The organism is Streptomyces sp. NPDC052101, assembly GCF_040680235.1.
Lineage (GTDB): Bacteria > Actinomycetota > Actinomycetes > Streptomycetales > Streptomycetaceae > Streptomyces.
Genome location: NZ_JBFAWH010000015.1, coordinates 78204 through 104479, shown reverse-complemented (window position 1 = coordinate 104479; position 26276 = coordinate 78204). Strand labels below are relative to the sequence as shown.

The following is a 26276-nucleotide window of genomic DNA, read 5'->3' as shown; positions in this document are numbered from 1 at the left end:
GGGGTAGTGAGTGAAGCAAATCCGTTCCCATGGCGGTCAGTTGTGGTGCTGAATGGGGAGGGCGGGGATACGCAACGGCGCACGCCCGGCACACCGGAGGGGTGTGCGCTCCAGGCGGCTGAGAGGGGTTTGTCCGTGCAAGCTTTCCCACACAGCACCACCGCGACGCCGACGGCGGGCGTAGTGCCACCCTCACTGGCACTCCCGGTGATCGAGTCCGCCTTTCCTCGGCAACTGCACCCGTATTGGCCGCAGCTCCAGGAGAAGACCCGTCTGTGGCTGCTGGAAAAGGGGTTCATGCCGGCGGACAAGGTGCATGAATATGCCGACGGACTTTGCTACACGGACCTCATGGCGGGCTACTACCTCGGCGCCTCCGAGGAGGTCCTGCAGGCCATCGCCGACTACAGCGCATGGTTCTTCGTCTGGGACGACCGCCACGACCGCGACATCGTCCACGGCAGGGCGGGCGAGTGGCGGCGGCTCAGGCACCGCCTGCACGCGGCCCTCGACGCACCCCGGCACCATCTGCACCATCCCGACCCGCTGGTCGCGGGGTTCGCGGACAGCGTGCTGCGGCTCTACGGCTTCCTGCCGCGCACCTGGAACCAGCGGTTCGCCCGGCACTTCCACACGGTGATAGAGGCCTACAACCGCGAATTCCGCAACCGCACCGCGGGATACATACCCGGCGTCGAAGAATATCTCGCCCTGCGCCGGCACACCTTCGCGCACTGGATATGGACGGACCTGCTGGAACCGAGCGTCGGCTGCGAACTCCCGGATGCTGTACGGAAAACACCGGCCTATCGTCGCGCGGCTCTGCTCAGCCAGGAATTCGCCGCCTGGTACAACGATCTGTGCTCGCTGCCGAAAGAAATAGCGGGCGATGAGGTCCATAATCTCGGAATCAGCCTCATCACTCATTCCGGGCTGAGTCTCGAAGAAGCGGTGGACGAAGTGAGGCGCCGCGTCGAGGACTGCATCAGTGAATTCCTCGAAGCCGAGCAGGACGCCCTGCGATTCGCCGACGATCTCGCCGACGGCACGGTCCGCGGAAAGAAACTGAGCGCCGCGGTGCGCGCCTGCGTCGGCAATATGCGCAACTGGTTCAGCTCCGTCTACTGGTTCCACCACGAGTCCGGCCGCTACATGGTCGACACCTGGGACGACCGGTCCACGCCCCCGTACGTCACCAACGAAACGGCTGGTGAGAAATGACCGTCGAGTCTGTGCAGCCCCTGCCCCCCGAGGCCACCGAACTGCGTGAACCGCCCCTGGCCGGCGGCGCCGTGCCGGGTCTGGGCCACGGCCTGAAGCTGGTCCGAGATCCGCTCGCCTTCATGTCCCGGCTCCGCGAGCACGGCGACGTCGTACGCCTCAAGCTCGGCCCCAAGACGGTGTACGCCGTCACCACACCCGCGCTCACCGGCGCACTCGCGCTCAGCCCCGACTTCAAGATCGACGGACCCCTGTGGGAGTCCCTGGAAGGGCTGCTCGGCAAGGAAGGCGTGGCCACCGCCAACGGGCCCCGGCACCGGCGCCAGCGCCGCACCATCCAGCCCGCCTTCCGGCTCGACGCGATCCCCGGCTACGGGCCGATCATGGAGGAGGAGGCCCATGCGCTGACCGAGCGCTGGCGGCCCGGCGAGACCATCGACTGCACCTCCGAGTCCTTCCGTATCGCCGTCCGTATCGCCGCCCGCTGCCTGCTGCGCGGCGACTACATGGACGAGCGCGCCGAACGGCTCAGCATCGACCTCGCCACCGTCTTCCGCGGCATGTACCGCCGGATGGTCATCCCGCTCGGGCCGCTGTACCGGCTGCCGTTCCCGGCCAACCGCGAATTCAACCGGTCCCTGGCCGATTTGCATCTACTGGTCGACGAGATCGTCGCCGAGCGGAGGGCATCTGGTCAAAAGCCGGACGATTTGCTGACGGCATTGCTGGAGGCGAAGGACGACAATGGCGACCCCATCGGGGAACAGGAGATCCACGATCAGGTCGTCGCGATACTCACCCCCGGCAGCGAAACAGTGGCGTCCACGATCATGTGGCTGCTCCAGGTTCTCGCGGAACACCCGGAACACGCCGAGAAGGTACGGACCGAGGTCGAATCCGTGACGGGTGGTCGACCGGTCGGATTCGAGCACGTCCGCGCGCTCAGGCACACCAACAATGTCGTCGTCGAGGCCATGCGGCTCAGGCCCGCCGTATGGATATTGACGCGGCGCGCGGTGACCGACACCGAACTCGGTGGCTATCGCATTCCGGCTGGGGCGGACATCGTCTACAGCCCGTACGCGATCCAGCGCGACACCCGCTCCTACGACCGGCACCTCGACTTCGACCCCGACCGGTGGCTGCCGGAGCGGGCCAAGGAGGTACCGAAGTACGCCATGAGCCCCTTCAGCGTCGGAAACCGCAAGTGCCCCAGCGACCACTTCTCCATGACCCAGCTGAGCCTGATCACCGCCGCGATCTCGGCGAAGTACCGCTTCGAGCAGGTCAGCGGGTCGAACGACACGACCCGCGTGGGCATCACACTGCGCCCCCACGACCTGCGGCTGCGGGCGATGCCCTGGTAGGCCACCTGTTACCGGCGCGTGCTCAGGAGGCCTGCGGGCCCCGGAACACGCGCCGGTAGGCGTTCACGGCACGGTGTACGGAAGGCGACTCAGAAGTCCTCGTCCAGGTCGACCGTGCCCTCGACCGCGACCTGGTACGCCGACGGGCGGCGCTCGAAGAAGTTCGTCAGCTCCTGAACGCCCTGCAGCTCCATGAAGGAGAACGGGTTCTCCGAGCCGTACACCGGGGCGAAGCCGAGACGGGTGAGCCGCTGGTCGGCGACGCACTCCAGGTACTGCCGCATCGACTCGGTGTTCATGCCCGGCAGACCGTCGCCGCACAGGTCGCGCGCGAACTGCAGCTCGGCCTCGACGGCCTCCTTCAGCATGTCGACGACCTGCTGCTGGAGCTCGTCGTCGAAGAGGTCCGGCTCCTCCTTGCGCACGGTGTCGACCACGTCGAACGCGAAGGACATGTGCATGGTCTCATCGCGGAACACCCAGTTGGTGCCGGTGGCGAGACCGTGCAGCAGACCCCGGCTGCGGAACCAGTAGACGTACGCGAACGCGCCGTAGAAGAACAGACCCTCGATGCACGCGGCGAAGCAGATCAGGTTGAGCAGGAAGCGACGCCGGTCGGCCTTCGTCTCCAGCCGGTCGAGCTTCTCCACCGAGTCGATCCACTTGAAGCAGAACTCGGCCTTCTCACGGATGGAGGGGATGTTCTGGACCGCGTCGAAGGCGGCGGCGCGGTCGTCCGGGTCCGGGAGGTAGGTGTCCAGCAGGGTCAGATAGAACTGGACGTGCACGGCCTCCTCGAAGAGCTGCCGGCTCAGGTACAGCCGCGCCTCGGGGGAGTTGATGTGCTTGTACAGCGTCAGGACCAGGTTGTTCGCCACGATCGAGTCGCCCGTCGCGAAGAAGGCCACCAGTCGGCCGATCAGGTGCTGCTCGGCCGGGGTCAGCTTCGCGAGGTCGGCGACGTCCGAGTGGAGGTCGACCTCCTCCACGGTCCAGGTGTTCTTGATCGCGTCCCGGTAGCGCTCGTAGAAGTCCGGGTAGCGCATGGGGCGGAGAGTCAGCTCGAAGCCCGGGTCGAGCAGATTGGCGTTACGGGTAGTCATTACTGGCAGGCCTCGCAGGACTCGGGGTTTTCCAGGGAGCAGGCGACGGCGTCGGGCTCGGCGACCTGCTGGACGGGGATGGCGGCGGGAGTCTGCGCCTGGGCGGCACGAGCGATCCGGGTCGCCGGGCGGGAGCGCAGGTAGTACGTCGTCTTCAGGCCGGACTTCCAGGCGTACGCGTACATCGAGGAGAGCTTGCCGATGGTCGGCGTCTCCAGGAAGAGGTTGAGCGACTGCGCCTGGTCCAGGAACGGGGTGCGGGCCGCCGCCATGTCGATCAGGCCGCGCTGCGGGATCTCCCACGCCGTGCGGTACAGCGCCCGCACCTCCTCGGGGATCCACGCGAAGTCCTGCACCGAGCCGTTAGAGTCGCGCAGCGCCTCGCGGGTGCGCGCGTCCCACACGCCGAGGTCCTTCAGGTCCTGCACCAGGTACGAGTTGACCTGCAGGAACTCACCCGACAGGGTCTCGCGCTTGAACAGGTTCGACACCTGCGGCTCGATGCACTCGTACACGCCCGCGATGGAGGCGATGGTGGCCGTCGGGGCGATGGCCAGGAGCAGCGAGTTGCGCAGGCCCGTGCCGGCGATGCGCCTGCGCAGGGCGTCCCACCGCTCGGGCCAGGTCAGCTCGACGCCGTAGTGGTCGGGGTGCAGCACACCCTGGGCCGTACGGGTCTTCTCCCAGGCCGGCAGCGGGCCGTTGCGCTCGGCGAGGTCGGCGGAGGCCTCGTACGCGGCGAGCATGATCCGCTCGGCGATCCGGGTGGACAGGGCCTTGGCCTCGGGCGAGTCGAAGGGCACACGCAGCTTGAAGAAGACGTCCTGCAGCCCCATCGCGCCGAGGCCCACGGGACGCCACTTGGCGTTGGACCGTCCCGCCTGCTCGGTCGGATAGAAGTTGATGTCCACGACGCGGTCGAGGAAGGTGACGGCGGTGCGGACGGTCTCGTCCAGCCGTTGCCAGTCGATGTCCCCGCCGGCCACGAAGGAACCGAGGTTCACCGAGCCCAGGTTGCAGACCGCGGTCTCCCCGTCGTCCGTGACCTCCAGGATCTCCGTGCAGAGGTTGGAGGAGTGGACCACATGGCCCGGCAGGGCCGTCTGGTTGGCGGTGCGGTTGGCGGCGTCCTTGAAGGTCATCCAGCCGTTGCCGGTCTGTGCGAGGGTGCGCATCATCCGGCCGTACAGCTCACGGGCCGGCAGGGTCTTCTTCGCGAGGCCCGCTGCCTCGGCCTTGCGGTAGGCGGCGTCGAACTCCTCGCCCCACAGGTCCACCAGCTCCGGCACGTCGGCGGGGGAGAAGAGCGACCACTGCCCGTCGGCGTTGACCCGACGCATGAACTCGTCCGGGATCCAGTGCGCGAGGTTCAGGTTGTGCGTACGGCGGGCGTCCTCACCGGTGTTGTCCCGCAGCTCCAGGAACTCCTCGATGTCGGAGTGCCAGGTCTCCAGGTAGACGGCCGCCGCTCCCTTGCGCCGGCCGCCCTGGTTCACGGCGGCCACCGAGGCGTCCAGGGTCTTCAGGAACGGGACGATGCCGTTGGAGTGCCCGTTGGTGCCGCGGATCAGCGAACCGCGGCTGCGGATCCGGGAGTACGACAGACCGATGCCGCCGGCGTGCTTCGAGAGCCGGGCCACCTGGTGGTAGCGGTCGTAGATGGAGTCCAGCTCGTCCAGCGGGGAGTCGAGGAGGTAGCAGGACGACATCTGCGGGTGCCGCGTGCCGGAGTTGAAGAGCGTGGGGGAGGACGGGAGGTAGTCGAGGCGGCTCATGAGCCCGTAGAGCGCCGCGACCTCGTCGACGGAGCGAGGGGTGTCGTCCTCGGCCAGGCCGCTCGCGACCCGCAGCATGAAGTGCTGGGGCGTCTCGATGACCTTGCGGGTGAAGGGGTGCCTCAGGAGGTAGCGGCTGTGCAGCGTGCGCAGGCCGAAGTAGCCGAAGCGGTCGTCGGCCGCCCGGTCGACCAGGGCGTCGAGGCGGGCCGCGTGCAGCCGCGCGAACTCCGCGGTGCGGTCGGCGATCAGGCCCTCGCGGTGGCCCACCGCGACGGACTCGGTGAAGGACGTCACGCCCTGCGAGGCGGCCTCGGCGCGGATGGAGGTGGTCAGCAGCCGGGCGGCCAGCTTCGAGTAGGCGGGGTCCTCGGAGATGAGCCCGGCGGCGGCCTCCGTGGCCAGCTCGCGCAGCTCCGACTCGTCCGCGCGCGCCGACCGGCCGCGCAGCGCGGCGGCGGCGACCCGGCCGGGGTCGGCGTCGGGGAGGTCGGCGGTCAGCTCGGTCAGGGTGCGCAGCAACGCGGCACCGGGACCGTCGGTGTCCAGGCCGCTGGCTGAAACCGGATCTGCTGGCGCGATGGTCACGTGGGGCTCTCCCTCGCTCGGCACGGGGGCCTTGCGGAGGGCAGGGGGCAGTCACGAGCGCACGCGGCGTCGCGTCCACCGGCCCACTCCACGAGGCCCGGACGTCAGGGCACACCGGCCGGACGGCCGGGTGCGCGCTGTCGGCAGGTCCTCGGACTGACACGAGCGTGCGGATGCACGCAAGTACACCGTTGCGGGACAGTTCCGGATTCGCACCGGATTCCCCTGCGGCGACAGCGAGGACGAGCATACATCTAGTGCCGGGCTGTCGTGTCACCCCCAGATGTTGTGTCGCACTGGTCTCAGAGCGTCAACTCATAGGTGAGCAGAGTGATGTCGGGCTGCCCGGGCAGCGGATTCCAGTCCCGCCCGGGAGTACGAACGAAGCCGAGGCGTTCGTAGATGCGGTGGGCCGCGTGCATGGTGCGCTTGGTCGACAGAACGATCCGTACGCAGCCGTCGACGGACCGCGCCCTGTCGACGCAGGCTCGCACGAGGCCCTCGCCGACTCCCCGGCCGCGCGCTGCCCGGTCGACGGCCAGCATCCGTATCTCGGCCTCTTCGGGGCGGGCGATGTCGGCCATGGGACCGCCCGACGGCACGAAGGTCACACCGCCGAGCGCCCTACCGTCCTCGACGGCGACCAGCACATCCGCGTCGGCGGCGCGCTTCGCCACGTCCCTCAGCTTGCCGAGGTACCAGTCGCTCTCCCCGAAGTCGAGGAGGCCGTCCCGGAGGTAGGCCTGGGCGGTGATCTTGCCCAGGGTCTCGTAGTCGTCGGGGGTCACCTGCCTGATCACGAAGTCCATGGCACCGAGTGTGCCGGACAGGCACGACAACGGGCCGCCGGATCAGCCTCCGACGGCCCGTGATCAGGACACCTCAGTGGCCGGCGCCCACCGGCAGCTCGGTCGTGACTCCAGGGTCGCCCACGTCCGCCGTGTAGTCCTCCGGCTTGGTCTCGTCGATGCCCTCGGGGGCGTTCGCGGCCTTCAGGACGAAGGTCAGGACCACCGTCACCGCGGCGTTCAGCACGAACGCGGTGAGGCCGATGTAGCCGATCTCGCCGATGCCGGGGATCTGCTTCGCCGAGCCGCCGAAGTGCTTCTGGGTCGGGGAAGCGACGCCGTACGCGGCGATGGTGCCGTACGCCATGCCGACCGCCCAGCCGGCGAGCAGCGCCCAGCGGTGGAACCAGCGGGTGAACAGGCCGCCGACCAGGGCCGGGAAGGTCTGCAGGATCCAGATGCCGCCCAGCAGCTGGAAGTTGATCGCGACCGTCTTGTCCATGGTGAGGACGAAGACCAGGGCGCCGACCTTCACCAGCAGCGAGACCAGCTTGGAGACCTGGGCCTCCTGCTTCGGCGTGGCGTCCGGCTTGATGAAGTCCCGGTAGATGTTGCGCGTGAAGAGGTTCGCCGCCGCGATCGACATGATCGCCGCCGGTACGAGGGCGCCGATGCCGATCGCCGCGAACGCCACGCCCGCGAACCAGTCCGGGAACATGTCCTCGAACAGCTGGGGAATCGCCAGCTGCCCGTTGGTGACCTTCACGCCGGCCGCGATCGCCATGAAGCCCAGCAGGGCCAGCAGGCCGAGCATCAGGGAGTACAGCGGCAGGATCGTGGTGTTGCGGCGGATCACGTCACGGCTCTTGGAGGAGAGGGTCGCGGTGATCGAGTGCGGGTACATGAACAGCGCGAGCGCGGAGCCCAGCGCCAGCGTGGCGTACGTCCACTGGCCCGCCTCCGGCGGCACGAGCGCGCCGCGCGGCTTGCCGGTCGCCGGGTTGACCTGGCTGAAGGCGTGGCCCGCCTTGGCGAAGATCTCGTCGAACCCGCCCAGCTTGATCGGGATGTAGATGATCGCCACCGCGATGACGATGTAGATCAGCGCGTCCTTCACGAACGCGATCAGGGCGGGGGCGCGCAGACCGGAGGAGTAGGTGTACGCGGCCAGCACACCGAAGGCGATGAGCAGCGGCAGGTCCCGTACGAACCAGTTGCTGGCGCTGTCCCCGCCGACCCCCATCACGTCCAGCACCGCCTGGATGCCGACGAGCTGGAGCGCGATGTACGGCATCGTCGCCAGGATGCCGGTCAGGGCCACCGCGAGCGACAGGCTCTTGGAGCCGAAGCGGCCGCGCACGAAGTCCGACGTCGTCACATAGCCGTGCTTGTGGGACACCGACCACAGGCGGGGCAGGAACGTGAAGATCAGCGGGTAGACGAGGATCGTGTACGGCACCGCGAAGAAGCCGGACGCGCCCGCCGCGTAGATCGCCGCCGGTACGGCGACGAAGGTGTACGCCGTGTACAGGTCGCCGCCGAGCAGGAACCAGGTGATCCAGGTCCCGAACGAGCGTCCGCCCAGGCCCCATTCGTCCAGCGAGTGCTCGTTCTCGGCCCTGCGCCAGCGTGCGGCGAGGAAGCCCATGACCGTGACGGCCAGGAAGAAGAAGATGAAGACGCCGAGCGCGACGCCGTTGACGCCGTTCTTCACCGCGCCTCACCGCCCTTCCGGGGGCCGCGGGCGCGCTGGTCGCGCTGCCACAGCTTGTACGCGGTCATGGTGAGCGCGGTGGAGATCAGCACCCAGAGCATCTGGTACCAGTAGAAGAACGGGATCCCGATGAACGCGGGGTCCGTCTTGGCGTAGGAGCCGACCCAGAGCATCGCCACGAAGGGCGCGACGAGACACAGGCCGATGATCACGCGGACCGGTGTCACCACCGGTGGTCTCACTTCAGGTGCTTCGGACATGCCACGGCTCTCCGTCCCCTCGCTGATCACCTGGGTAATGCGCAGGCAATCTAGGTGACGGTGTCGCGACAGCGGAAGACCTCGTCCGTATATCGGTATATCGATTCAGCGAACGCCACCGGCCCTGCCCGTCGCGGGACTTACTCGGTCGGCCGCTTCAGCCGCGCGACGAACTTGTAGCGGTCCCCCCGGTACACGGACCGCACCCACTCCACCGGCTTGCCCTCGCGGTCCAGGGAGTGGCGGGAGAGCATCAGCATCGGTAGGCCCACGTCGGTGCCGAGCAGGCCCGCCTCGCGGGGGGTGGCCAGCGAGGTCTCGATGGTCTCCTCGGCCTCGGCGAGATGGACGTCGTAGACCTCGGCGAGGGCGGTGTAGAGGGACGTGTACTTCACCAGGGAACGGCGCAGGGCCGGGAAGCGCTTGGCCGACAGATGGGTGGTCTCGATCGCCATCGGCTCGCCGTTGGCCATGCGCAGTCGCTCGATGCGCAGTACGCGCCCGCCGGCGCTGATGTCGAGCAGCCCGGCGAGCCGGTCGTCGGCGGTGATGTAGCCGATGTCCAGCAGCTGCGAGGTCGGCTCCAGGCCCTGGGCGCGCATGTCCTCGGTGTAGGAGGTGAGCTGGAGCGTCTGGGAGACCTTGGGCTTGGCGACGAAGGTGCCCTTGCCCTGGATGCGTTCGAGCCGGCCCTCCACGACCAGTTCCTGCAGGGCCTGGCGGACGGTGGTGCGGGAGGTGTCGAACTCGGCGGCCAGGGTGCGCTCGGGCGGGACCGGCGTGCCCGGAGCCTGCGTCTCCGTCATGTCGAGCAGGTGCTTCTTCAGGCGGTAGTACTTGGGCACGCGCGCCGTACGGACGGTCGTCCCGGCCTCGTTCTCCGCACTGCTGACGTCGGTGCTCATGCTCCGCCTTCCCGGCTCCGGATGCCGAAAGCGACCGACTGGCATCGGCCACGGCTCACATCGTGGCACGGCTTCGGGGCTCAGGAGTCCACCCGCACGCTCCGTGATCTCCTCTGTATACCGTTGCCACCAGGGTTGGTCTAGTCCATCTGGGACTAGATCCCCTGCCAGTCCGGCTTGTTGTCGTAGGTGTGGCGGAAGTAGTCGGCCAGCTTCAGCTTGGACGCGGCCGCCTCGTCGACGACCACCGTGGCGTGCCGGTGCAGCTGGAGCGCGGAGGCCGGGCAGACGGCCGCGACCGGTCCCTCGACGGTCGCCGCGACCGCGTCCGCCTTGCCCTCGCCCGTCGCCAGCAGCACCAGATGCCGGGCATCCAGGATGGTGCCGATGCCCTGGGTGACGACGTGGTGCGGCACCTGCTCGATGTCGCCGTCGAAGAAGCGGGCGTTGTCGACGCGGGTCTGCTCGGTCAGCGTCTTGATCCGGGTGCGCGAGGCGAGCGAGGAGCACGGCTCGTTGAACCCGATGTGCCCGTCGGTGCCGATCCCGAGCAGCTGCAGGTCCACCCCGCCGGCCTCGGCGAGCGCCCGGTCGTACGCCTCGCACGCCGCCTGGATGTCCTTTGCGGTGCCGTCGGGTCCGAGGAACGCGTCCATGCCGATGCCGAGCGGCTCCAGCACCTCCCGGCGCAGCACCGAGCGGTAGGACTCGGGGTGGTCGGCGGGCAGTCCTACGTATTCGTCCAGCTGGGCTATGCGGGCCCGCGTCACGTCCACGGCGCCGGAGCGCACCTTCGCGGTCAGCGCCTGGTAGATGGGCAGCGGGGTGGAGCCGGTGGCCACACCGAGCAGGGCGTCGGGCTTGCGTCGCAGCAGCTGGGCCATGGCCTCGGCGATCAGCTCGCCGCCCGCCTCGGCGTCCGGAACGATGACAACTTCCACGCTGGGCCTGCCGTTCTGAAGTGGGCTCTGTGCGTCTCTATGTGGTTTAGACCAATCTAGCAGAATCGGGTTCACGCGGCGCCCTTCCTTATTTCCCTAAGGGTCGCTATAAAATGGCTGCATGGTGAGCGGTCAGGACATGAGTACACGGGCCGGAGTCTCCAGGACGCGCGGCCGGCCGCGCTCCTTCGATCGGGCCACGGCGCTGGAGAAGGCGCTCATGGCCTTCTGGGAGCACGGCTACGAGGCCACCTCGGTCTCCGACCTCACCCGGATCATGGGCATCGGCGCCCCCAGCCTGTACGCGGCCTTCGGTGACAAGCGGACCCTGTTCGAGGAGGTCGTCCGGGTCTACACCGGTACGCACGGCGCCTTCGGGGACCGCGCGCTCGCCGAGGAGCCCACCGCCCGGGCCGCGATCGAGCGCACGCTGCGCGAGGCCGCCGCCGAGTACACCGACCCCGCGCACCCGTACGGCTGCCTGGTCGTGCACGCCGCCACCAACTGCACCAGCCCCGAGGTGGAGCGGCTGCTGCGCGAGCGGCGCAACGCGAGCATCGCCGCACTGGAATCCCGTATCAGGGCGGATGTAGCGGCCGGACTGCTCCCCTCCGGTACCGATGCCGCCGCCCTCGCCCGGCATGCCGGCGCCATGATCCAGGGCATGTCCCAGCAGGCGCGCGACGGAGCGAGCAGGGAGGAACTGGAGGCACTCGCGGAAATTGCCATGTCCATCTGGCCCCGTGGCTGACCGAGGCGGGCTAGGCTGCGTGGCATCGGGTGCCATCACTCGTACATGCCGACAAGGCCGTGGACACACCCTTGTGGTCTAGTCCACAATCAAAGTGAACAAGCCTCCGTCTTCCCCGCACAGGAAGGCGGATCGAGGAACCGGCGCTCTCTGCCCTGACTGCCCCGGCTCCTCGACCTTCGGCCGACCGGGACCGCACACCCCGCGGCCGATGATGCTCCGGGCTGCGGTGCCGGGAGGGTTGAGGGTCCCTTCCAGGCGCCGCGGCCCGCGGGTGTTTTTCCAGCCATCCGCGGCCCGCGGGTACGCTCGCAGCGTGCCCTCCATGAACGAGCTGGTCCGCCAGCACACCGCCCTCGACGACTCCGACCTCGAGTGGCTCCATCTGCTGGTCTCGGAGTGGCAGCTGCTCTCCGACCTCTCCTTCGCCGACCTCGTCCTGTGGGTCCCCACCCGCGACGGCACCCGGTATGTCTCGGTCGCCCAGATGCGCCCCAACACCGGCCCCACCTCCTACCAGGACGACATGGTCGGCCACCTGGTCCCGCGCGGCCGCCGGCCCATGCTGGACGCGGCGCTGGACGAGGGCCGGATCGTGCGCGAGGGCGACCCGGAGTGGCGCGAAGAGGTCCCCGTACGGGTCGAGTCCATCCCTGTACGGCGCGAGGGCCGGGTCCTCGGGGTGATCGCCCGCAACACCAATCTGCTGACCGTCCGCACCCCGAGCCGGCTGGAGCTGACCTACCTCCAGAGCGCCTCGGACCTCGCGCAGATGATCGCCGCAGGATCGTTCCCCTTCCCCGACCAGCAGGTCGACATGGACGCCTCGCCGCGGGTCGGCGACGGCCTGATCCGGCTGGACGCCGACGGCGTCGTCCAGTACGCCTCCCCGAACGCGCTGTCCGCCTATCACCGGCTCGGCCTCGCCGCCGACCTGGTCGGCCAGCACCTCGGCCAGACCACCGCGGAACTCGCCCCGACCCGCGGCCCGGTGGACGAGGCGCTCGTCAAGCTCGCGAGCGGCTGGGCGCCGCGCGAGTTCGAGATCGAGGGCAACGACGGGGCGATCCAGTTCCGGGCGATCCCGCTCAAGCCCAAGGGCACCCGGATCGGCTCGCTGGTGCTGTGCCGGGACGTCACCGAACTGCGGCGCCGCGAACGCGAGTTGATCACCAAGGACGCCACCATCCGGGAGATCCACCACCGGGTGAAGAACAACCTCCAGACGGTTGCCGCGCTGCTGCGGCTGCAGGCCCGGCGCATCGAGTCCGAGCGCGGCCGGGAGGCCCTGGAGGAGGCCGTGCGCCGGGTCGGCTCGATCGCGATCGTGCATGAGACGCTGTCTCAGAACCTGGATGAGCGGGTGGAGTTCGACGACATCGCCGACCGCGTGCTGGCGATGGTCGCCGAGATCTCGCCGGGCAAGGTGACCGGACGGCGCACCGGCCGCTTCGGGATACTCGACGCCGAGGTCGCCACCCCGCTGTCGATGGTCCTCACGGAGATCCTGCAGAACGCCCTGGAGCACGGCTTCCGCGAGGGCGACACCGGTACGGTCGAGGTCTCCGCGGTCCGTGGCGGCACCACCAAGGAGGCCCGCCTCCTCGTCACCGTCCAGGACGACGGCGTAGGCCTGCCCGAGGACTTCGACCCGCACCGCTCGGGCAACCTCGGCCTGCAGATCGTACGCACCCTGGTGGAGGGGGAGTTGGGCGGTTCCTTCGACATGGTCCCGGCACCGGGGCGAGGCACCCGGGTGATCCTCGACATTCCGGTTCGGGCGCAGAAGTAGACTTCGGGCGCAGAAGCAGGCAAGTCCTCTCCTGCAAAAGGCAAAGCCCTTTACGCCAAAGGGGTTTGAGAACAGCAAAAAGCCCCGGACCGTCATTGGTCCGAGGCTTGTGCTCGTTGCTGCTCTGCTTATATCGCTAAGCGCATCGGGGGATACTGCGCGCTGCGGCTCGGGGGCGGGAGATGCGTGCGTGCTGCACGCGCCGCCAAGCTCAGGCTGTCAGCAGGGGCGGGTATGTCAGGCGGAGGCCTGACGGGCCCGGTTGCGGGCGGCGCGGCGCTTCATGGCGCGGCGCTCGTCCTCGCTGAGACCACCCCAGACGCCGGAGTCCTGGCCGGACTCGAGCGCCCACTGCAGACACTGCTCGATCACCGGGCAGCGACGGCAGACGGCCTTGGCTTCCTCGATCTGCAGCAGCGCAGGACCGGTGTTGCCGATGGGGAAGAAGAGCTCGGGGTCTTCCTCGCGGCAAACGGCGTTGTGACGCCAGTCCATGGCTGCTACCTCTCCTTGATTCTTCTGTACGTATGACGTGCAGGTTGCTTGTGAATGTGAACGCTTTCACGAATCCCTCAACAAGTGAAGGGCCGACCGCCGAGTCTTCACCCGGCGTGGTCCTTGGTTTGAAGAGGGGTTCCGGTGATCAGTGGAGGCCGGTCTTGCGGGCCGTCCCGATCGCCACGTAGAGACTCGCAAACCTCAGCGACGGATACAACCCCTTCCGGAAAGTTTTTTTTGATTCCTCGGTGTCGACTAGGTCACAGCCGTACTTCCATGGGGTGGATCCTGGCCTAAACGTTCGAGTGAAAGGACTTTCGCCCGTTCCGCTCACACAATCACACGCAGTGCACGGCGTACGCCTGTGAACGTCACGCTCCTACGCAGCCCGAGGTGGTCGCCGTCCATCTGCAGGGGCAAGGGAGCCTTCGAATGCAAGGTGAACTGGTCCTGATCGTGCAGGGAGACCACATGCCTGCCATGGGGTCCGCGCTCGGGGGACGAAGTGAGCAACTGGGTGCCATACCGGGCAACCGCGGCCGTCGACAGCCGGGTCAGACCCAGGACGTCGACACCGGTATCGAACGAGGCCTTAGGTGATGTGTACATGGGGCGATTGCCGAGATACGTCCAAGGCGACGTGTTCGAGACTATGGCCACCACAAGATCATCGATCGGGTCCTCGCCGGGCCGCTCCAGCGTGATCGAACCGTGCCGCCGGTTCTGCTCGCCGAGGAACTGCCGGATCACCTGTCGTACGTACAGCCCATGTGTCGACCTCTTGCCGCGCTCGCGCTGCTGCTCGACCCGGCCGACCACGCCCGCGTCGAAACCGAGCCCGGCGTTGAAGGTGAACCAGCGGTCGGGGACCGCCTCGTCCTCGGTGCCGGGCACGCCCGAGGTCAGCCCCAGCCCGACGTTCCGCTCCCGGCCCTCGCGCAGCGCGTCCAGCAGGGCGCCGGTGGCCTCCACCGGGTCGTTGGGCAGGCCCAGGGCGCGCGCGAAGACGTTCGTGGAGCCACCGGGCACGACGGCGAAGCCGGGCAGGCGGTCCAGGGCCGGGCCGGCGTGCAGAAGGCCGTTGACCACCTCGTTGACGGTGCCGTCGCCGCCGAGCGCGACCACGAGGTCGATGTCGTCACTGTCCGCCGCCTGCCGGCCGAGGTCGCGCGCGTGGCCGCGGTACTCGGTGGTGACCGCCTCCAGCTTCATCTCGCTCGCCAGCGCGTGGATCAGGACATCGCGCCTGCGTGCGCTTGTGGTGGTTGCCGCCGGATTGACCACGAGAAGTGCACGCATGGAGGGCAGCGTACCTACTGGGTGGTACTCGGCCCAGACCGAGGTAGGGATCAGGTAAGAGGAAAGGGGTCGAGTCCGGGCATTTGGGGCGCGGAGTCGCCGTAGCCGCACCCCTCCGCCACCTTCGGGGCCCGGCGGCTACCCTGCTGGGGTGAGCAGCGAGCAGAACCCCGCCCCGGACGACACCGCCGAAGCAGCAGGTCCCCGTCCTCGTCGGCTGACGTATGCCGCCCTGCTGGCCGCCCTGGAAGGCCTCGCGCTGGTGGCCGGCGGCCTGTGGGTGTTCGTCCTCGGGCTCACCGGAGACCCGGACGACCGGCAGCAGGCCGTGACCCTCGGCATCACCCTGGCCGTGCTCGCGCTGCTGCCGCTGCTCGCCGCGCGCGGGCTGCTGCTGCGGCGCAGCTGGAGCCGCGGACCTGCGGTGATCACTCAGCTCGTGGCCCTGCCGGTGGCCTACAACCTGCTCCAGGCCGACAGCATGGCCATCCCGGCCGGAATCGCCGTCGCGGTGGTCGCCGTCGCGGCACTGGTGCTGCTCGTGAACGGCGAGACGACCCGGGCCCTCGGCATCAAGGGGCCGGGCCGCGCCGAGTAGAGACGGGCGCTCTACTCCTCGACGAGCAGCTTCTCCCGCAGCTGGGCCAGCGTGCGGGCCAGCAGCCGGGAGACATGCATCTGGGAGATGCCGACCTCCTGCGCGATCTGCGACTGGGTCATGTTCCCGAAGAAGCGCAGCAGCAGGATCCGCTTCTCGCGCGGCGGCAGGTCCTCCAGCAGCGGCTTGAGGGACTCGCGGTACTCGACGCCCTCCAGCGCCTCGTCCTCCGCGCCGAGGGTGTCGGCGACCGCGGGTGACTCGTCGTCGGTGTCGGGGACGTCCAGGGACAGCGTGGAGTACGCGTTGGCGGACTCCAGGCCCTCCAGGACCTCCTCCTCGGAGATCGCGAGCTTCTCGGCCAGCTCGTGGACCGTGGGGGAGCGGCCGTGCAGCTGGGACAGCTCGGCCGTCGCCGTGGTCAGCGCGAGCCGCAGCTCCTGCAGCCGGCGCGGCACGCGCACCGCCCAGCCCTTGTCGCGGAAGTGCCGCTTGATCTCGCCGACCACGGTCGGGGTGGCGTACGTGGAGAACTCCACGCCACGCTCCGGGTCGAACCGGTCGACGGACTTGATCAGACCGATCGTGGCGACCTGTGTGAGGTCGTCCAGCGGCTCGCCTCGGTTGCGGAACCGGCGCGCCAGGTGCTCCACGAGGGGGAGATGCATGCGGACCAGCTGGTTGCGCAGCTCCGCGTACTCCTGGCTGCCCGCGTTCAGCTTGCGCAGCTCGACGAACATCGCCCGCGCACCGCTGCGGTCCGCCGGGTCGTGCTGTGCGGCCTGCGGGGCCTGCACGGCCTGCACGGTCTCCGCGCCCGGCGCGTCGTGCTCGGCGTCTCGCTCGTGCTCGCTCATCGTCCCGCCCGTAGCCCTTCCCGGAGCCCTGGCCCCCGCGCGGACGGCGGGTCCGGCGCCGCCGGCCTTCTCCGGCCCCGCGCCCTGCACGGCGCCGTCACCTTCGGCGGGCGCGGAGTCGTCCACCGGGTGTGGCCTGGCCTGCTCGGGGATGCCGTCGATGCCGTCCGCCATGCGCCGGGAACCGTCCCGGGGGGCCTCCCCGGAGATCTCGTCCGCGCTCGGCCAGGGGGCACCCCCGTCCCCGGCCGGCAGCTCGCGTGTGCCGCGCTCTTCGTCCCGCACCGGACCGTCCCCGTTCCTCACGCCGGGCCGGGGCCCGCGCCGCGCTGTTTGTAGAGGCTGATCGACACGGTCTTGTCCTCGTCGACGGCGGACGAGACCTTGCCCGCGAGGGCCGACAGCACGGTCCAGGCGAAGGTGTCCCGCGAGGGGGCGTGACCGTCCGTGGTCGGCGCCGAGACAGTGACCTCCAGCGAGTCGTCGACGAGCCGGAAGACACAGCTGAGCACGGAGCCGGGCACGGCCTGTTGGAGCAGGATCGCGCACGCCTCGTCCACGGCGATGCGCAGGTCCTCGATCTCGTCCAGGGTGAAGTCCAAGCGGGCCGCGAGACCGGCCGTGGCCGTCCGCAGCACCGACAGGTAGGCACCCGCGGCCGGCAGCCGGACTTCCACGAAGTCCTGATTCGCCGCGGGCTCGCCTGCGATCTGGGACACCCTCACCTCCATGGTGGTACAAGCTTTACGGGGCCGAGGGTCGCCCCCCGGGGTAACGCGTACGTGGTTCGGCGGTGACGCTATCGCGCTCCGAACGTTCCTGTCCCGGGACCCCAACCCCCCTGGCGTCACTCACAGTAAAGCTGTGTATACGCTCCGTGTCTAGAGGGTTTGCGGGCCCAAATGGGAAGAGCGCGCGCCGGGTTGACGTACCCAGACGTCCGACGCTCGAACCGTCGTGCGGCCGCCGCCGCATGCAGTGTCACACGAGAACGCGCTCGGACGGGAATGCGACCACGCGGGAACCCGCTGAGGAGAGGGCTCAGACGAGCACGTGGTCCACGAAGCACCACCGCCACTCCTCGCCGGGCTCGAAGGACCGCATGACCGGGTGACCGGACGTCTCGTGGTGCTGTGTCGCGTGCCTCCCGGGCGAGGAGTCGCAACAGCCGACGTGACCGCAGCTGAGGCACAGCCGCAGCTGCACCGGGTGCGTGCCGTCCCGCAGGCACTCCGGGCAGGTCGCGTTCAGCGGGTCCGGTTCCGGGTGCGGCAGCGCGTCGGCGTGCGTGCACTGTTTCATGATTGCCAGATTACGACGGGTGTGCGGGTGGCCGCGCGGAAGAACGAGGGCGGGCGAGGACCATGGACGTGATGCCGCTGCTGTTGCTGGTGGCGGGCAGTGCGGCGGTCGCGGGGGCCGCCCGGCGCACTCCCGTGCCGGCCCCGCTGCTGCTGGTCGCCGTGGGCCTGGCCGTCTCGTACCTCCCCGGAGTCCCGCACTACACCCTGGACCCGGACGTCGTCCTGCCGCTGGTGCTGCCCCCGTTGCTCTACAAGGAGGGCACGGAGAGTTCGTACCTCGATCTGCGCGCCCAGATGCGGCCCGTGGGGCTGCTGTCGATCGGGTACGTGCTCTTCGCGACCTTCGTCGTCGGCTGGGTCGCCTATCTCGTCGTACCGGGGCTGCCGCTGACCGCCGCGCTGGTGCTGGGCGCTGTCGTCGCGCCGACGGACGCGGTCGCGGCCGCGGCGATCGCACGCCGGGTGGGCCTGCCGTCCAGGATCACCACCATCCTGCAGGGCGAGTCCCTGCTGAACGACGCCACCGCGATCACCGCCTACAAGGTGGCCCTCGCCGCGGCCGTCGGCGAGGGCGCCACCTGGGCGGGCGGGATCGGCGAGTTCCTGCGGGCCGCCGTGGGCGGTGTCGTCGTCGGGCTGGTGCTCATGGTGCCGATCCACTGGCTGCGCACCCACCTGAAGGAGGCGCTGCTGCAGAACACCCTCTCCCTGCTGATCCCGTTCGTCGCCTACGGCGTGGCCGAGCAGTTCCACGGCTCCGGCGTCCTCGCGGTCGTCGTGGTCGGCGTCTACCTCGGGCACCGCGCGTGGGAGGTCGACTTCGCCACCCGGCTCCAGGAGGACGCGGTGTGGCGGATGGTCGCCTTCCTGCTGGAGTCGGCCGTCTTCGCGCTGATCGGCCTGCAGCTGCCGACCGTTCTCAAGGGGCTGGGCGCGTACGAGGGGGCCGACGCGGCCTGGTACGCGATCGCGGTCTTCGGCGTGGTCGTCACGGCCCGCTTCGTCTGGGTCTACCCCGCGGCCTTCCTGCCCCGCACGCTCTCCCGCCGCATCAGGGAGCGCGAGGACAACCCCACCTGGCGGGCGCCGATCGTGACGTCGTGGGCCGCCATGCGGGGCGTGGTGTCGCTGGCCATCGCGTTCTCGATCCCGCTCACGGTGCACGGCGGCGCCCCCTTCCCGCAGCGCAACCTGATCCTCTTCCTGACCTTCACCACGGTCATCGGCACGCTGGTCGTGCAGGGCCTGACGCTCGCGCCGCTGATCCGCCTGATGCGCTTCCCCGGCCGCGACCGGCAGGCCGAGACGCTCGCCGAGGCCAACGCCCAGGCGCAGGCCTCCCGGGCCGCCGAGCACCACCTCGACGACCTCCTCTCCGACGAGCACAACGCCCTGCCCCCGCCGCTCGCCGACCGCCTGCGCACGGTCCTGGAGCGCCGCCGCAACGCCGTCTGGGAGCGCCTCGGCCAGACCAACCCGGTCACCGGAGAGTCGGTCGACGACACCTACCGCCGCCTCTCCCGCGAGATGATCAGCGCCGAGCGCGAGGTCTTCGTCAAGCTCCGCGACCTCCGCCACATCGACGACGAGATGCTGCGCGCGCTGCTCAGACGCCTGGACCTGGAGGAGGCGGCGGCCTACCGGGAGGCGGGTTAGGGCCCGTCCTGCGGACCGGCTCTAGTCCTCGGGGAACGGCCGTCCGGTGACGACGGCGGCGATCGTCGTCCCGCGCCCGAAGGCGCCCTCGTCCGCGAGGGTGACGAGTCCGTAGAGCAACTTGGCGACATAGAGACGTTCCACGGGCAGTCCATGGCGGTCCTCGAAGTCCCGTGCGAACGCGTGCAGTTCGGGTGTCGTACGGGCGTAACCGCCGAAGTGGAAGCGCTCGTCGAGGGACCAGGAGCCGGTACGGCCGCCGAAGGCACGCTCCTGCAGCGCCTGTATGTCGCCCTCCAGGAACCCGCCCCTGAGCACCGGCACGCCGAGCGCCCGCTGCCCGGCGCCCAGGCCGGCGGCCAGCCCCGCGAGCGTGCCCCCGGTGCCGCAGGCCACCGCGACGACATCGGCCTGCCCGCGCAGTTCCCCGCCCAGCGCCCGGCAGCCCCGTACCGCCGCGCCGTTGCTGCCGCCCTCGGGCACGACGTACGCCTCCTCGGCGCCGGCCCCGCGCAGGATCGCCGCCAGTGTCTCCGGCTCGGCCTTGCGCCGGTACGTCGATCTGTCGACGAAGTGCAGCCGCATGCCGTCCGCCGCGCACCGGGCCAGGGAGGGGTTGAGCGGCCGGCCGGCCAGCTCCTGGCCGCGGACCACGCCGACGGTCGGGAGCCCGAGCAGGCGGCCCGCGGCGGCGGTGGCGCGCAGATGGTTGGAGTAGGCCCCGCCGAAGGTGACCAGCGGCCGGCCCCGCGCCGCCTCGACGTTCGGCACGAGCTTGCGCCACTTGTTGCCGATGAGATGGGGGTGGATCAGGTCGTCACGCTTGAGGAGCAGCCGCAGACCGTGCCGTTCGAACCGGTGGTCCCGCACCTCCTGGAGGGGTGACGGGAGACGGGGCGCGAGCGGGTCGGGGCTGGTCACCGCTCCATTGTCGCCCGGTGCGGTCCCACGAGGGCGCGGGGAACCGCACATCACGTCCACCGAAACGGTCCTTCTCTCTGCCCGCTTATCCGATGATCCATTCCCGCTCTTTCGGGTAATGGCGCGGCCACGATCCGTGATGGAAGGCTCGGGTGCCGAGACCGGTGCTCCCTGCGATTCGGCGCCGGGCATACCTGGGAGGCAATTCTCTATGTCGGTAGGCGAAGAGGTCCGCACGGATCAGGGCAAGCCGCAGCAGTCCCTCGGGACGGCGGCAGCGCGGAACCTGGCCACCACCACCAAGTCCGTTCCGCAGATGCAGGAGATCAGCTCCCGCTGGCTGCTGCGCACACTCCCGTGGGTCGACGTACAGGGCGGCACATACCGGGTGAACCGGCGACTGGCGTACACCGTCGGCGACGGTCGGATCACCTTCGTGAAGACCGGGGACCAGGTCGAGGTCATCCCGGCCGAACTCGGCGAGCTGCCGGCCCTGCGCTCGTACGAGGACGAGGAGGTGCTGACGGAGCTGGCCCGGCGCTGCCGTCAGCGCGACTTCGCGCCCGGCGAGGTGATCGCCGACTTCGGCAACCAGACGGGCGAGGTGTACCTGCTGGCGCACGGCAGGGTCGAGAAGGTCGGCACCGGCCCCTACGGCGACGACGCCGTCCTCGGAGTCCTCGCCGACGGCGCCTACTTCGGCGAGCAGGCACTGCTGGACCCGGACGCCATCTGGGAGTTCACCGTCCGTGCGGACACCGCGACCACGGTGCTCATCCTCAGCCGCCAGGACTTCCAGCAGGTCGCGGAGCGCTCGGACACCCTGCGCGCCCACCTGGAGCAGCTGCGCTCGGTCCCGGAGCAGCGGACCAACAAGTACGGCGAGAAAGAGGTCGAGCTGGCGGCCGGCCACTTTGGCGAGCCCGACATCCCGCACACCTTCGTGGACTACGAACCCCGGCCCCGCGAGTACGAGCTGAGCATCGCCCAGACCGTGCTGCGCATCCACTCGCGCGTGGCCGACCTGTACAACCAGCCGATGAACCAGACCGAGCAGCAGCTGCGGCTCACGGTCGAGGCGCTCAAGGAGCGCCAGGAGCACGAGCTGATCAACAACCGCGACTTCGGCCTGCTCCACAACTGCGAGTACGACCAGCGGACCCAGCCGCACGACGGCGTGCCCAGCCCGGACGACATGGACGAGCTGCTCAGCCGCCGGCGGAGCACCAAGCTGTTCCTGGCCCACCCGCGCGCGATCGCGGCGTTCGGGCGCGAGCTGAACAAGCGCGGACTGGTCCCGGAGTCCGTCGAGATCGCCGGCAACCGCATCCCGACCTGGCGCGGAGTGCCGATCTACCCCTGCAACAAGATCCCGGTCACCCCGGAGCGCACGACCTCGATCATCGCGATGCGTACCGGCGAGCAGGATCAGGGTGTCATCGGCCTCAGGCAGTCGGGCATCCCGGACGAGATCGAGCCGAGCCTGTCCGTCCGGTTCATGGGCATCAACGAACAGGCCGTCATCAAGTACCTGGTGACGGCCTACTACTCGGCGGCCGTGCTGGTGCCCGACGCGCTCGGCGTGCTGGAGAACGTCGAGATCGGCCGCTGGAGGTGACGTTTCCGCACGTCGCGGCCGTGTCCCCGCTCGCCCGGGAGGGTAGACCCTCGGAATATGCGTCCGGCCGGGCCGGCGACGCCGGTGTCCGCGGACCTGGCGAGGGGGAGACATGGCCGAGTTCATGACGGAGACCGAACAGCGTTCCCCCTCCGCGCCGCACCCCGGCACGGAGGGGGAACGACGGGGGAGGACCGGCGACGGCGAGGCCGGTCCGCTCGACGGGCAGGAGGCGGCTGTGCTGCTGGAGCGCACCCGCGCCCTGGTCGACCCGGAGCTGCGCGCGGCCCTGGAGTCGCTGCCCGGCTCCATGCGCCGTATCGCGCTCTACCACTTCGGCTGGCAGCACGCGGACGGCACCCCGGCGCGGGGCAACGCCGGCAAGGCGATCCGGCCCGCGCTCGTCCTGGCGGCGGCCACCGCCCTCGGCGGACCGGCGGCCCGTACGGCGGCGGTCCGGGCGGCGGTGGCGGTCGAACTGGTCCACAACTTCACGCTGCTGCACGACGACGTGATGGACCGGGACACCTCCCGCCGGCACCGGCCCACGGCCTGGACCGTGTTCGGCGACGCCGATGCGATCCTCGCCGGTGACGCCCTTCAGGCGCTGGCCCTGCGACTGCTCGCCGAGGACCCGCGCCCGGCGTCCCGCCCCGCCGCGGCCCGGCTCGCGGACTGCGTCATGGAACTGTGCGCCGGCCAGCACACCGACACGGACATGGAAGGCCGCGCCCCGGACGAGGTCACCCTCGACGAGGTGCTCGCCATGGCCGAGGCGAAGACCGGCGCGCTGCTGGGCTGCGCCTGTGCCCTCGGCGCGCTGTACGCGGGCGCGGGCCACGAGGAGGTGGCGGCGCTGGACGGCTTCGGCCGCCAGGCCGGGCTCGCCTTCCAGCTGATCGACGACGTCATCGGGATATGGGGTGACCCGGGGCGCACCGGGAAGCCCGCCGGCGCGGATCTCGCCGCCCGCAAGAAGTCGCTGCCCGTGATGGCGGCCCTGTCCTCCGGCACGGAGGCGGCGGCCGAACTCGCCGAGCTGTACGGCAGCCCGCATGTCTCCGGTGACGCCGAAGGCCTCGCGCGCACGGCGCTGGCCGTGGAGCGGGCCGGCGGCCGGGACTGGGCGCAGGCCGAGGCGGCCGACCGGATGGCCCGCGCCATGCAGGCGCTGGCCCGCGCGGTTCCCGCCCCCGAGACGGCGGGCGGTCTGCTGGCGCTCGCCGAGTTCGTCACCCGGCGCAGCAGCTGAGCCCCGCCGGCCCCGCCGGCGCGAAAGAACCCGGAGACCCTGCCTGTGCGGTTCCTGACCCCGCACGGGCACCGAGGCTCCGGCCAGGCGGGCCTCGCGCATCCCCACAGTGTGCGGGGCCCGCCGCTGCGCAAGGGCGCCCGAAAACCACTCAAATCTACTTGGGACTTGAACCACGACATCTGAAGTACTATGAATAAAGCACTACAGTCGAAGTGATTTCACGGAAAAGAGACCGGCTTGCGCAAACTCACCTACTTCGTCGCCTGCTCGCTCGACGGCTTCATCGGCGACGAGCACGGTGACGCCTCCGCGATACACCGCTTCCTGGACGAGGAGTACTTCGCCTACCTCGGAGCGGAGTTCCCGGAAACCCTGCCCACCCATGTCCGCCGGCGGCTCGGCTTCGACGGCCTGCCGGGCAAACGGTTCGACACCGTCGTCCAGGGCAGGGCCAGCTACGAGCTGGCCCTCAAGGAGGGCATCACCAGCCCCTACGCCCATCTGCGCGAGTACGTCGCCTCCCGCACCATGGGAGCGTCCCCCGACCCGCACGTCGAGATCATCTCCGCCGGCCTGGCCGACAGGGTCCGCGCGCTGAAGGCGGAGGAGGGCGGCCTGGACATCTGGCTGTGCGGCGGTTCGCGCGTCGCCGGAGAGCTGCTGGACGAGATCGACGAACTCGTCATCAAGACCTACCCGCTCGTCTACGGCGCCGGCATGCCGATGTTCGGCAGCGGCCTCGACATCAAGGAGTTCACCCTCGGCGAGGTGCGGACCCTGGCCAACGGCGTGCTCGTACGGACGTACACGAGGAAGGCCTGAGCCCGCCGCCGAGGCCGTAGCGTGGCCGTATGCCGAAACTCCCCCGCATCTTCCACATCACCGAGCGCTCCCTCTGGCAAGCGGCCCGCGAGCGCGGCACCTACGAGGTGTCGACGCGTGGCCGCACCCTGCAGGAGGAGGGCTTCCTCCACTTCTCCACCCGTGAACAGCTCCCGCGCATCGCCGAGTTCCTCTACGGCGACTACGACGGCCCGGACGAGCTGGTCGTCCTCGTCGTGGACCCGGCCCTGGTCGGCGTGCCGGTGAAGTACGAGGCCGCGGAGCCGGGCGGGGAGGAGTTCCCGCACGTGTACGGCCCGCTGCCGGCCGGCGCCGTGGTGGACGTGGAGCCCTGGGGCTGACCGACGAGCGCCGGCGCCTAGGCGCCGGCCGTGTCCCGGTCGGCGTCCGGCAGGCCGCCCGTCTCCGGATCCCGGCCGGTCAGGCAATAGGTGCCGCCGGCCGGGTCGCGCATCACCGTCCAGTGCGGGCCGTGGTGCACCGGGACGGCGCCGTACTCCTCGTGCCGGGCGCGGACGGCGGCGATGTCCGCGCAGGCGAGGTCGAGATGGGCGGAGGCGGGACGCTCGTCGCCGAGCCGCTGGAGCAGGATCCGGACGGGAAGTCCCGCCGGCGGCTTCAGCACCTCGAACTCCGGCCGCGAGCCGGTCAGTCGCTCCCAGCCGGTGAGCCCGGCCCAGAAGGCGGACTCGCCGGCATACGCGGACGGCGGGATGTCGAGGCACACCTGGTCCAGCCGGCTGCCCGCCACCACCGGCGGCCGTACCGTCTCCCCGTGCCAGGGCACGGCACAGAACGACTGACCCGCCGGAGACCGCAGTACGGCCCAGTCGCCGTGGTCCGCCACCAGCTCCGCGCCGAGTTCCCGGGCCGCCCCGACCAACTCCCGTACGTCCTCCACGCAGAGGTCGAGGTGGGCGCCGCCGTCGCCCTCGCCGACGCCCTGGAGCTTCACGCACGCGTCCGTCCCGGCCGCCGCGTCGGGCAGCAGGGTCATGAACTCGCCCTGTCCACCGCGGGGTTCGGACGCATGGGTGCCGGTGACGGCCGTCCAGAAGACGCGCGCCTCGGACAGCCGCGCGGCGGGCCGGTCCACGAAGGCGTACGTCCAGCGAATGATCATGCGGAGAGTGTAGGCGGGAACTCCTCGGCGGGGCCGGGGAATTCACGCGGGCTGCCGGGGGACTTCGGCGCGGGCCGTTCAGGGAATTTCGCGCGGACCGTTCAAGGAATTTCATGCAGGCCGTTCAGGATTTTCACGGGGGCGGCTCACTCCGCGGGGCGCTGGAGGAACCGGAGCTGGTTGCCCGCCGGGTCCCGGAAGGCGCAGTCGCGCACCCCGTACGGCTGGTCCGTCGGCTCCTGGAGCACATCGCCGCCGGACTCCCGTACCCGCTCGTACAGCGCGTCGCAGTCCTCGGTCGTGAAGATGACACCCCGCAGCATGCCCTTGGCGAGCAGTTCGGCCATCGCCTGCCGGTCGGCGGGAGAGGCGTCCGGGTTCGCGCCGGGCGGCTCCAGCACGATCTCGACGTCCGGCTGGAGCGGTGAGCCCAGGGTCACCCAGCGCATGCCCTCGAAACCCACGTCGTTGCGGACCTCCAGACCGAGCACGTCGCGGTAGAAGGCGAGCGCCTTGTCATGGTCGTCCACCGCGATGAAGCACTGCTTGAGTTTCACGTCCATGGGCTCACGCTAGGCCCATTCGGGCCATGGCGCGCGCGAGTCACCAGGGCCGGCGGCGCGGGCGGGTGAACGTACGGGCCACACAGGACGGGATCACGGCGCTCTCCTCGTGGTCGCCGGCCCGGTAGGCGCTCGGCGTCCGGCCGACCAGCTCGGTGAAGCGGGAACTGAACGAGCCGAGCGACGTGCACCCCACGGCCAGGCAGACCTCGGTCACGGTGAGGTCGCCCCGGCGCAGCAGCGCCTTGGCCCGCTCGATCCGGCGCGTCATCAGATAGCTGTACGGCGTCTCGCCGAAGGCCTTGCGGAAGCTGCGCTGGAAGTGGCCCGGCGACATATGGGCGCCGCGGGCCAGCTCGGCCATGTCGAGCGGCTCGGCGTACTCGCGGTCCATGCGGTCGCGCACGCGCCGCAGCCGTCTGAGGTCCTCCAGGGTCACGTGCCCAGCGTGGCACAGGGCACTGACATCGAGGGACCCGCCCGACAGCGCCGGACAGAACGAATCCGCACAGGAATGCACAACAGGCTCCCCCATC

The 26276-nt window shown here is 69.9% G+C and carries 26 protein-coding genes and 1 riboswitch; of the genes, 10 read left to right on the top strand and 16 right to left on the bottom strand.

Features of this window, described 5'->3' with window-relative positions; all coding sequences use genetic code 11:
• Positions 1-135 precede the first annotated feature (135 nt).
• Both cyc1 and AB0L75_RS25950 read left to right on the top strand, forming a co-directional pair.
• Positions 136-1221, top strand: a complete 1086-nt coding sequence (gene cyc1 / locus AB0L75_RS25955; RefSeq protein ID WP_365185383.1) for an epi-isozizaene synthase — start codon at positions 136-138, stop codon at positions 1219-1221.
• Positions 1218-2588 carry a cytochrome P450 gene (locus AB0L75_RS25950; protein WP_365185083.1) on the top strand — a complete coding sequence of 457 codons (1371 nt, stop codon included), beginning with the start codon at positions 1218-1220 and terminating at the stop codon, positions 2586-2588. The genes cyc1 and AB0L75_RS25950 overlap by 4 nt, the downstream gene beginning before the upstream one ends.
• 89 nt (positions 2589-2677) lie before the next feature.
• On the opposite strand, the gene AB0L75_RS25945 is transcribed toward AB0L75_RS25950, so the two are convergent.
• The 7 genes from AB0L75_RS25945 to nagB all read right to left on the bottom strand — a co-directional run bounded on the left by AB0L75_RS25945 (position 2678) and on the right by nagB (position 10662).
• The gene (locus tag AB0L75_RS25945; protein WP_365185080.1) at positions 2678-3691 is read right to left on the bottom strand and encodes a ribonucleotide-diphosphate reductase subunit beta; all 1014 of its coding nucleotides are present in this window, start codon (positions 3689-3691) and stop codon (positions 2678-2680) included.
• Entirely contained in the window at positions 3691-6054 is a 2364-nt protein-coding gene (locus tag AB0L75_RS25940; RefSeq protein ID WP_365185077.1) for a ribonucleoside-diphosphate reductase subunit alpha, read from the bottom strand. Before AB0L75_RS25940 ends, AB0L75_RS25945 begins: the two co-directional genes overlap by 1 nt.
• A gap of 124 nt (positions 6055-6178) precedes the next feature.
• Positions 6179-6321: riboswitch (cobalamin riboswitch) on the bottom strand.
• A gap of 35 nt (positions 6322-6356) precedes the next feature.
• Positions 6357-6863, bottom strand: a complete 507-nt coding sequence (locus tag AB0L75_RS25935; protein WP_365185074.1) for a GNAT family N-acetyltransferase — start codon at positions 6861-6863, stop codon at positions 6357-6359.
• Between the two features lie 73 nt (positions 6864-6936).
• On the bottom strand, positions 6937-8556 hold the full coding sequence (mctP, locus tag AB0L75_RS25930; RefSeq protein WP_365185071.1) for a monocarboxylate uptake permease MctP: 1620 nt from the start codon (positions 8554-8556) through the stop codon (positions 6937-6939).
• Positions 8553-8816 (bottom strand): DUF3311 domain-containing protein, encoded by a 264-nt coding sequence (locus tag AB0L75_RS25925; RefSeq protein WP_365185069.1) that lies wholly within the window; start codon positions 8814-8816, stop codon positions 8553-8555. The genes mctP and AB0L75_RS25925 overlap by 4 nt, the downstream gene beginning before the upstream one ends.
• Positions 8817-8956: 140 nt before the next feature.
• Positions 8957-9721 carry a GntR family transcriptional regulator gene (locus AB0L75_RS25920; RefSeq protein ID WP_365185067.1) on the bottom strand — a complete coding sequence of 255 codons (765 nt, stop codon included), beginning with the start codon at positions 9719-9721 and terminating at the stop codon, positions 8957-8959.
• Between the two features lie 155 nt (positions 9722-9876).
• Entirely contained in the window at positions 9877-10662 is a 786-nt protein-coding gene (gene nagB / locus AB0L75_RS25915) for a glucosamine-6-phosphate deaminase (RefSeq protein WP_365185065.1), read from the bottom strand.
• 121 nt (positions 10663-10783) lie between these two features.
• Here nagB and AB0L75_RS25910 point away from each other — a divergent pair, with 121 nt between their 5' ends.
• On the top strand, positions 10784-11413 hold the full coding sequence (locus tag AB0L75_RS25910) for a TetR/AcrR family transcriptional regulator (protein WP_365185063.1): 630 nt from the start codon (positions 10784-10786) through the stop codon (positions 11411-11413).
• 316 nt (positions 11414-11729) lie between these two features.
• The gene (locus AB0L75_RS25905; protein WP_365185060.1) at positions 11730-13205 is read left to right on the top strand and encodes a PAS domain-containing sensor histidine kinase; all 1476 of its coding nucleotides are present in this window, start codon (positions 11730-11732) and stop codon (positions 13203-13205) included.
• Positions 13206-13442: 237 nt separating this feature from the next.
• On the opposite strand, the gene AB0L75_RS25900 is transcribed toward AB0L75_RS25905, so the two are convergent.
• Together AB0L75_RS25900 and AB0L75_RS25895 are read right to left on the bottom strand one after the other, a co-directional pair.
• Positions 13443-13700 carry a WhiB family transcriptional regulator gene (locus AB0L75_RS25900; protein WP_003992873.1) on the bottom strand — a complete coding sequence of 86 codons (258 nt, stop codon included), beginning with the start codon at positions 13698-13700 and terminating at the stop codon, positions 13443-13445.
• Positions 13701-14033: 333 nt separating this feature from the next.
• Positions 14034-15002, bottom strand: a complete 969-nt coding sequence (locus AB0L75_RS25895; protein WP_365185058.1) for a diacylglycerol kinase family protein — start codon at positions 15000-15002, stop codon at positions 14034-14036.
• A gap of 151 nt (positions 15003-15153) precedes the next feature.
• On the opposite strand from AB0L75_RS25895, the gene AB0L75_RS25890 reads away from it, so the two are divergent.
• Positions 15154-15600 carry a hypothetical protein gene (locus tag AB0L75_RS25890; protein WP_365185057.1) on the top strand — a complete coding sequence of 149 codons (447 nt, stop codon included), beginning with the start codon at positions 15154-15156 and terminating at the stop codon, positions 15598-15600.
• A gap of 11 nt (positions 15601-15611) precedes the next feature.
• Here AB0L75_RS25890 and AB0L75_RS25885 read toward each other — a convergent pair whose 3' ends face one another.
• The 3 genes from AB0L75_RS25885 to AB0L75_RS25875 form a co-directional block, all read right to left on the bottom strand.
• A complete protein-coding gene (locus AB0L75_RS25885) occupies positions 15612-16763 on the bottom strand; it encodes an RNA polymerase sigma factor SigF (RefSeq protein ID WP_365185055.1) in 1152 nt (383 codons plus the stop codon).
• Positions 16760-17176, bottom strand: a complete 417-nt coding sequence (locus AB0L75_RS25880) for an anti-sigma regulatory factor (RefSeq protein WP_009190566.1) — start codon at positions 17174-17176, stop codon at positions 16760-16762. The genes AB0L75_RS25885 and AB0L75_RS25880 overlap by 4 nt, the downstream gene beginning before the upstream one ends.
• 322 nt (positions 17177-17498) lie before the next feature.
• Positions 17499-17759: a UBP-type zinc finger domain-containing protein gene (locus AB0L75_RS25875; RefSeq protein ID WP_365185051.1), complete on the bottom strand. Its 261-nt coding sequence runs from the start codon at positions 17757-17759 to the stop codon at positions 17499-17501.
• Positions 17760-17821: 62 nt separating this feature from the next.
• Between AB0L75_RS25875 and AB0L75_RS25870 the strand changes: the two genes are divergently transcribed.
• On the top strand, positions 17822-19417 hold the full coding sequence (locus AB0L75_RS25870) for a Na+/H+ antiporter (protein ID WP_365185048.1): 1596 nt from the start codon (positions 17822-17824) through the stop codon (positions 19415-19417).
• A 21-nt stretch (positions 19418-19438) separates the two neighbouring features.
• Here AB0L75_RS25870 and AB0L75_RS25865 read toward each other — a convergent pair whose 3' ends face one another.
• Positions 19439-20338, bottom strand: coding sequence for a pyridoxal-phosphate dependent enzyme (locus tag AB0L75_RS25865; RefSeq protein WP_365185046.1), 900 nt, complete (start codon positions 20336-20338; stop codon positions 19439-19441).
• Between the two features lie 211 nt (positions 20339-20549).
• On the opposite strand from AB0L75_RS25865, the gene AB0L75_RS25860 reads away from it, so the two are divergent.
• From AB0L75_RS25860 to AB0L75_RS25845, 4 genes are all read left to right on the top strand, one after another.
• Positions 20550-21956 (top strand): family 2B encapsulin nanocompartment shell protein, encoded by a 1407-nt coding sequence (locus tag AB0L75_RS25860; protein ID WP_365185043.1) that lies wholly within the window; start codon positions 20550-20552, stop codon positions 21954-21956.
• A 112-nt stretch (positions 21957-22068) separates the two neighbouring features.
• Positions 22069-23208 carry a family 2 encapsulin nanocompartment cargo protein polyprenyl transferase gene (locus AB0L75_RS25855; protein ID WP_365185040.1) on the top strand — a complete coding sequence of 380 codons (1140 nt, stop codon included), beginning with the start codon at positions 22069-22071 and terminating at the stop codon, positions 23206-23208.
• Positions 23209-23448: 240 nt separating this feature from the next.
• Positions 23449-24033, top strand: a complete 585-nt coding sequence (locus AB0L75_RS25850) for a dihydrofolate reductase family protein (protein WP_365185039.1) — start codon at positions 23449-23451, stop codon at positions 24031-24033.
• A gap of 29 nt (positions 24034-24062) precedes the next feature.
• A complete protein-coding gene (locus tag AB0L75_RS25845; protein ID WP_365185036.1) occupies positions 24063-24395 on the top strand; it encodes a DUF952 domain-containing protein in 333 nt (110 codons plus the stop codon).
• A gap of 17 nt (positions 24396-24412) precedes the next feature.
• Here the strand turns inward: AB0L75_RS25845 and AB0L75_RS25840 are convergent, their stop codons facing one another.
• From AB0L75_RS25840 to AB0L75_RS25830, 3 genes are all read right to left on the bottom strand, one after another.
• Positions 24413-25177 (bottom strand): VOC family protein, encoded by a 765-nt coding sequence (locus AB0L75_RS25840; protein WP_365185034.1) that lies wholly within the window; start codon positions 25175-25177, stop codon positions 24413-24415.
• Positions 25178-25323: 146 nt separating this feature from the next.
• Positions 25324-25740, bottom strand: a complete 417-nt coding sequence (locus AB0L75_RS25835) for a VOC family protein (protein ID WP_031163324.1) — start codon at positions 25738-25740, stop codon at positions 25324-25326.
• Positions 25741-25780: 40 nt separating this feature from the next.
• Positions 25781-26179, bottom strand: a complete 399-nt coding sequence (locus AB0L75_RS25830; RefSeq protein WP_365185030.1) for a helix-turn-helix transcriptional regulator — start codon at positions 26177-26179, stop codon at positions 25781-25783.
• Positions 26180-26276 lie beyond the last annotated feature (97 nt).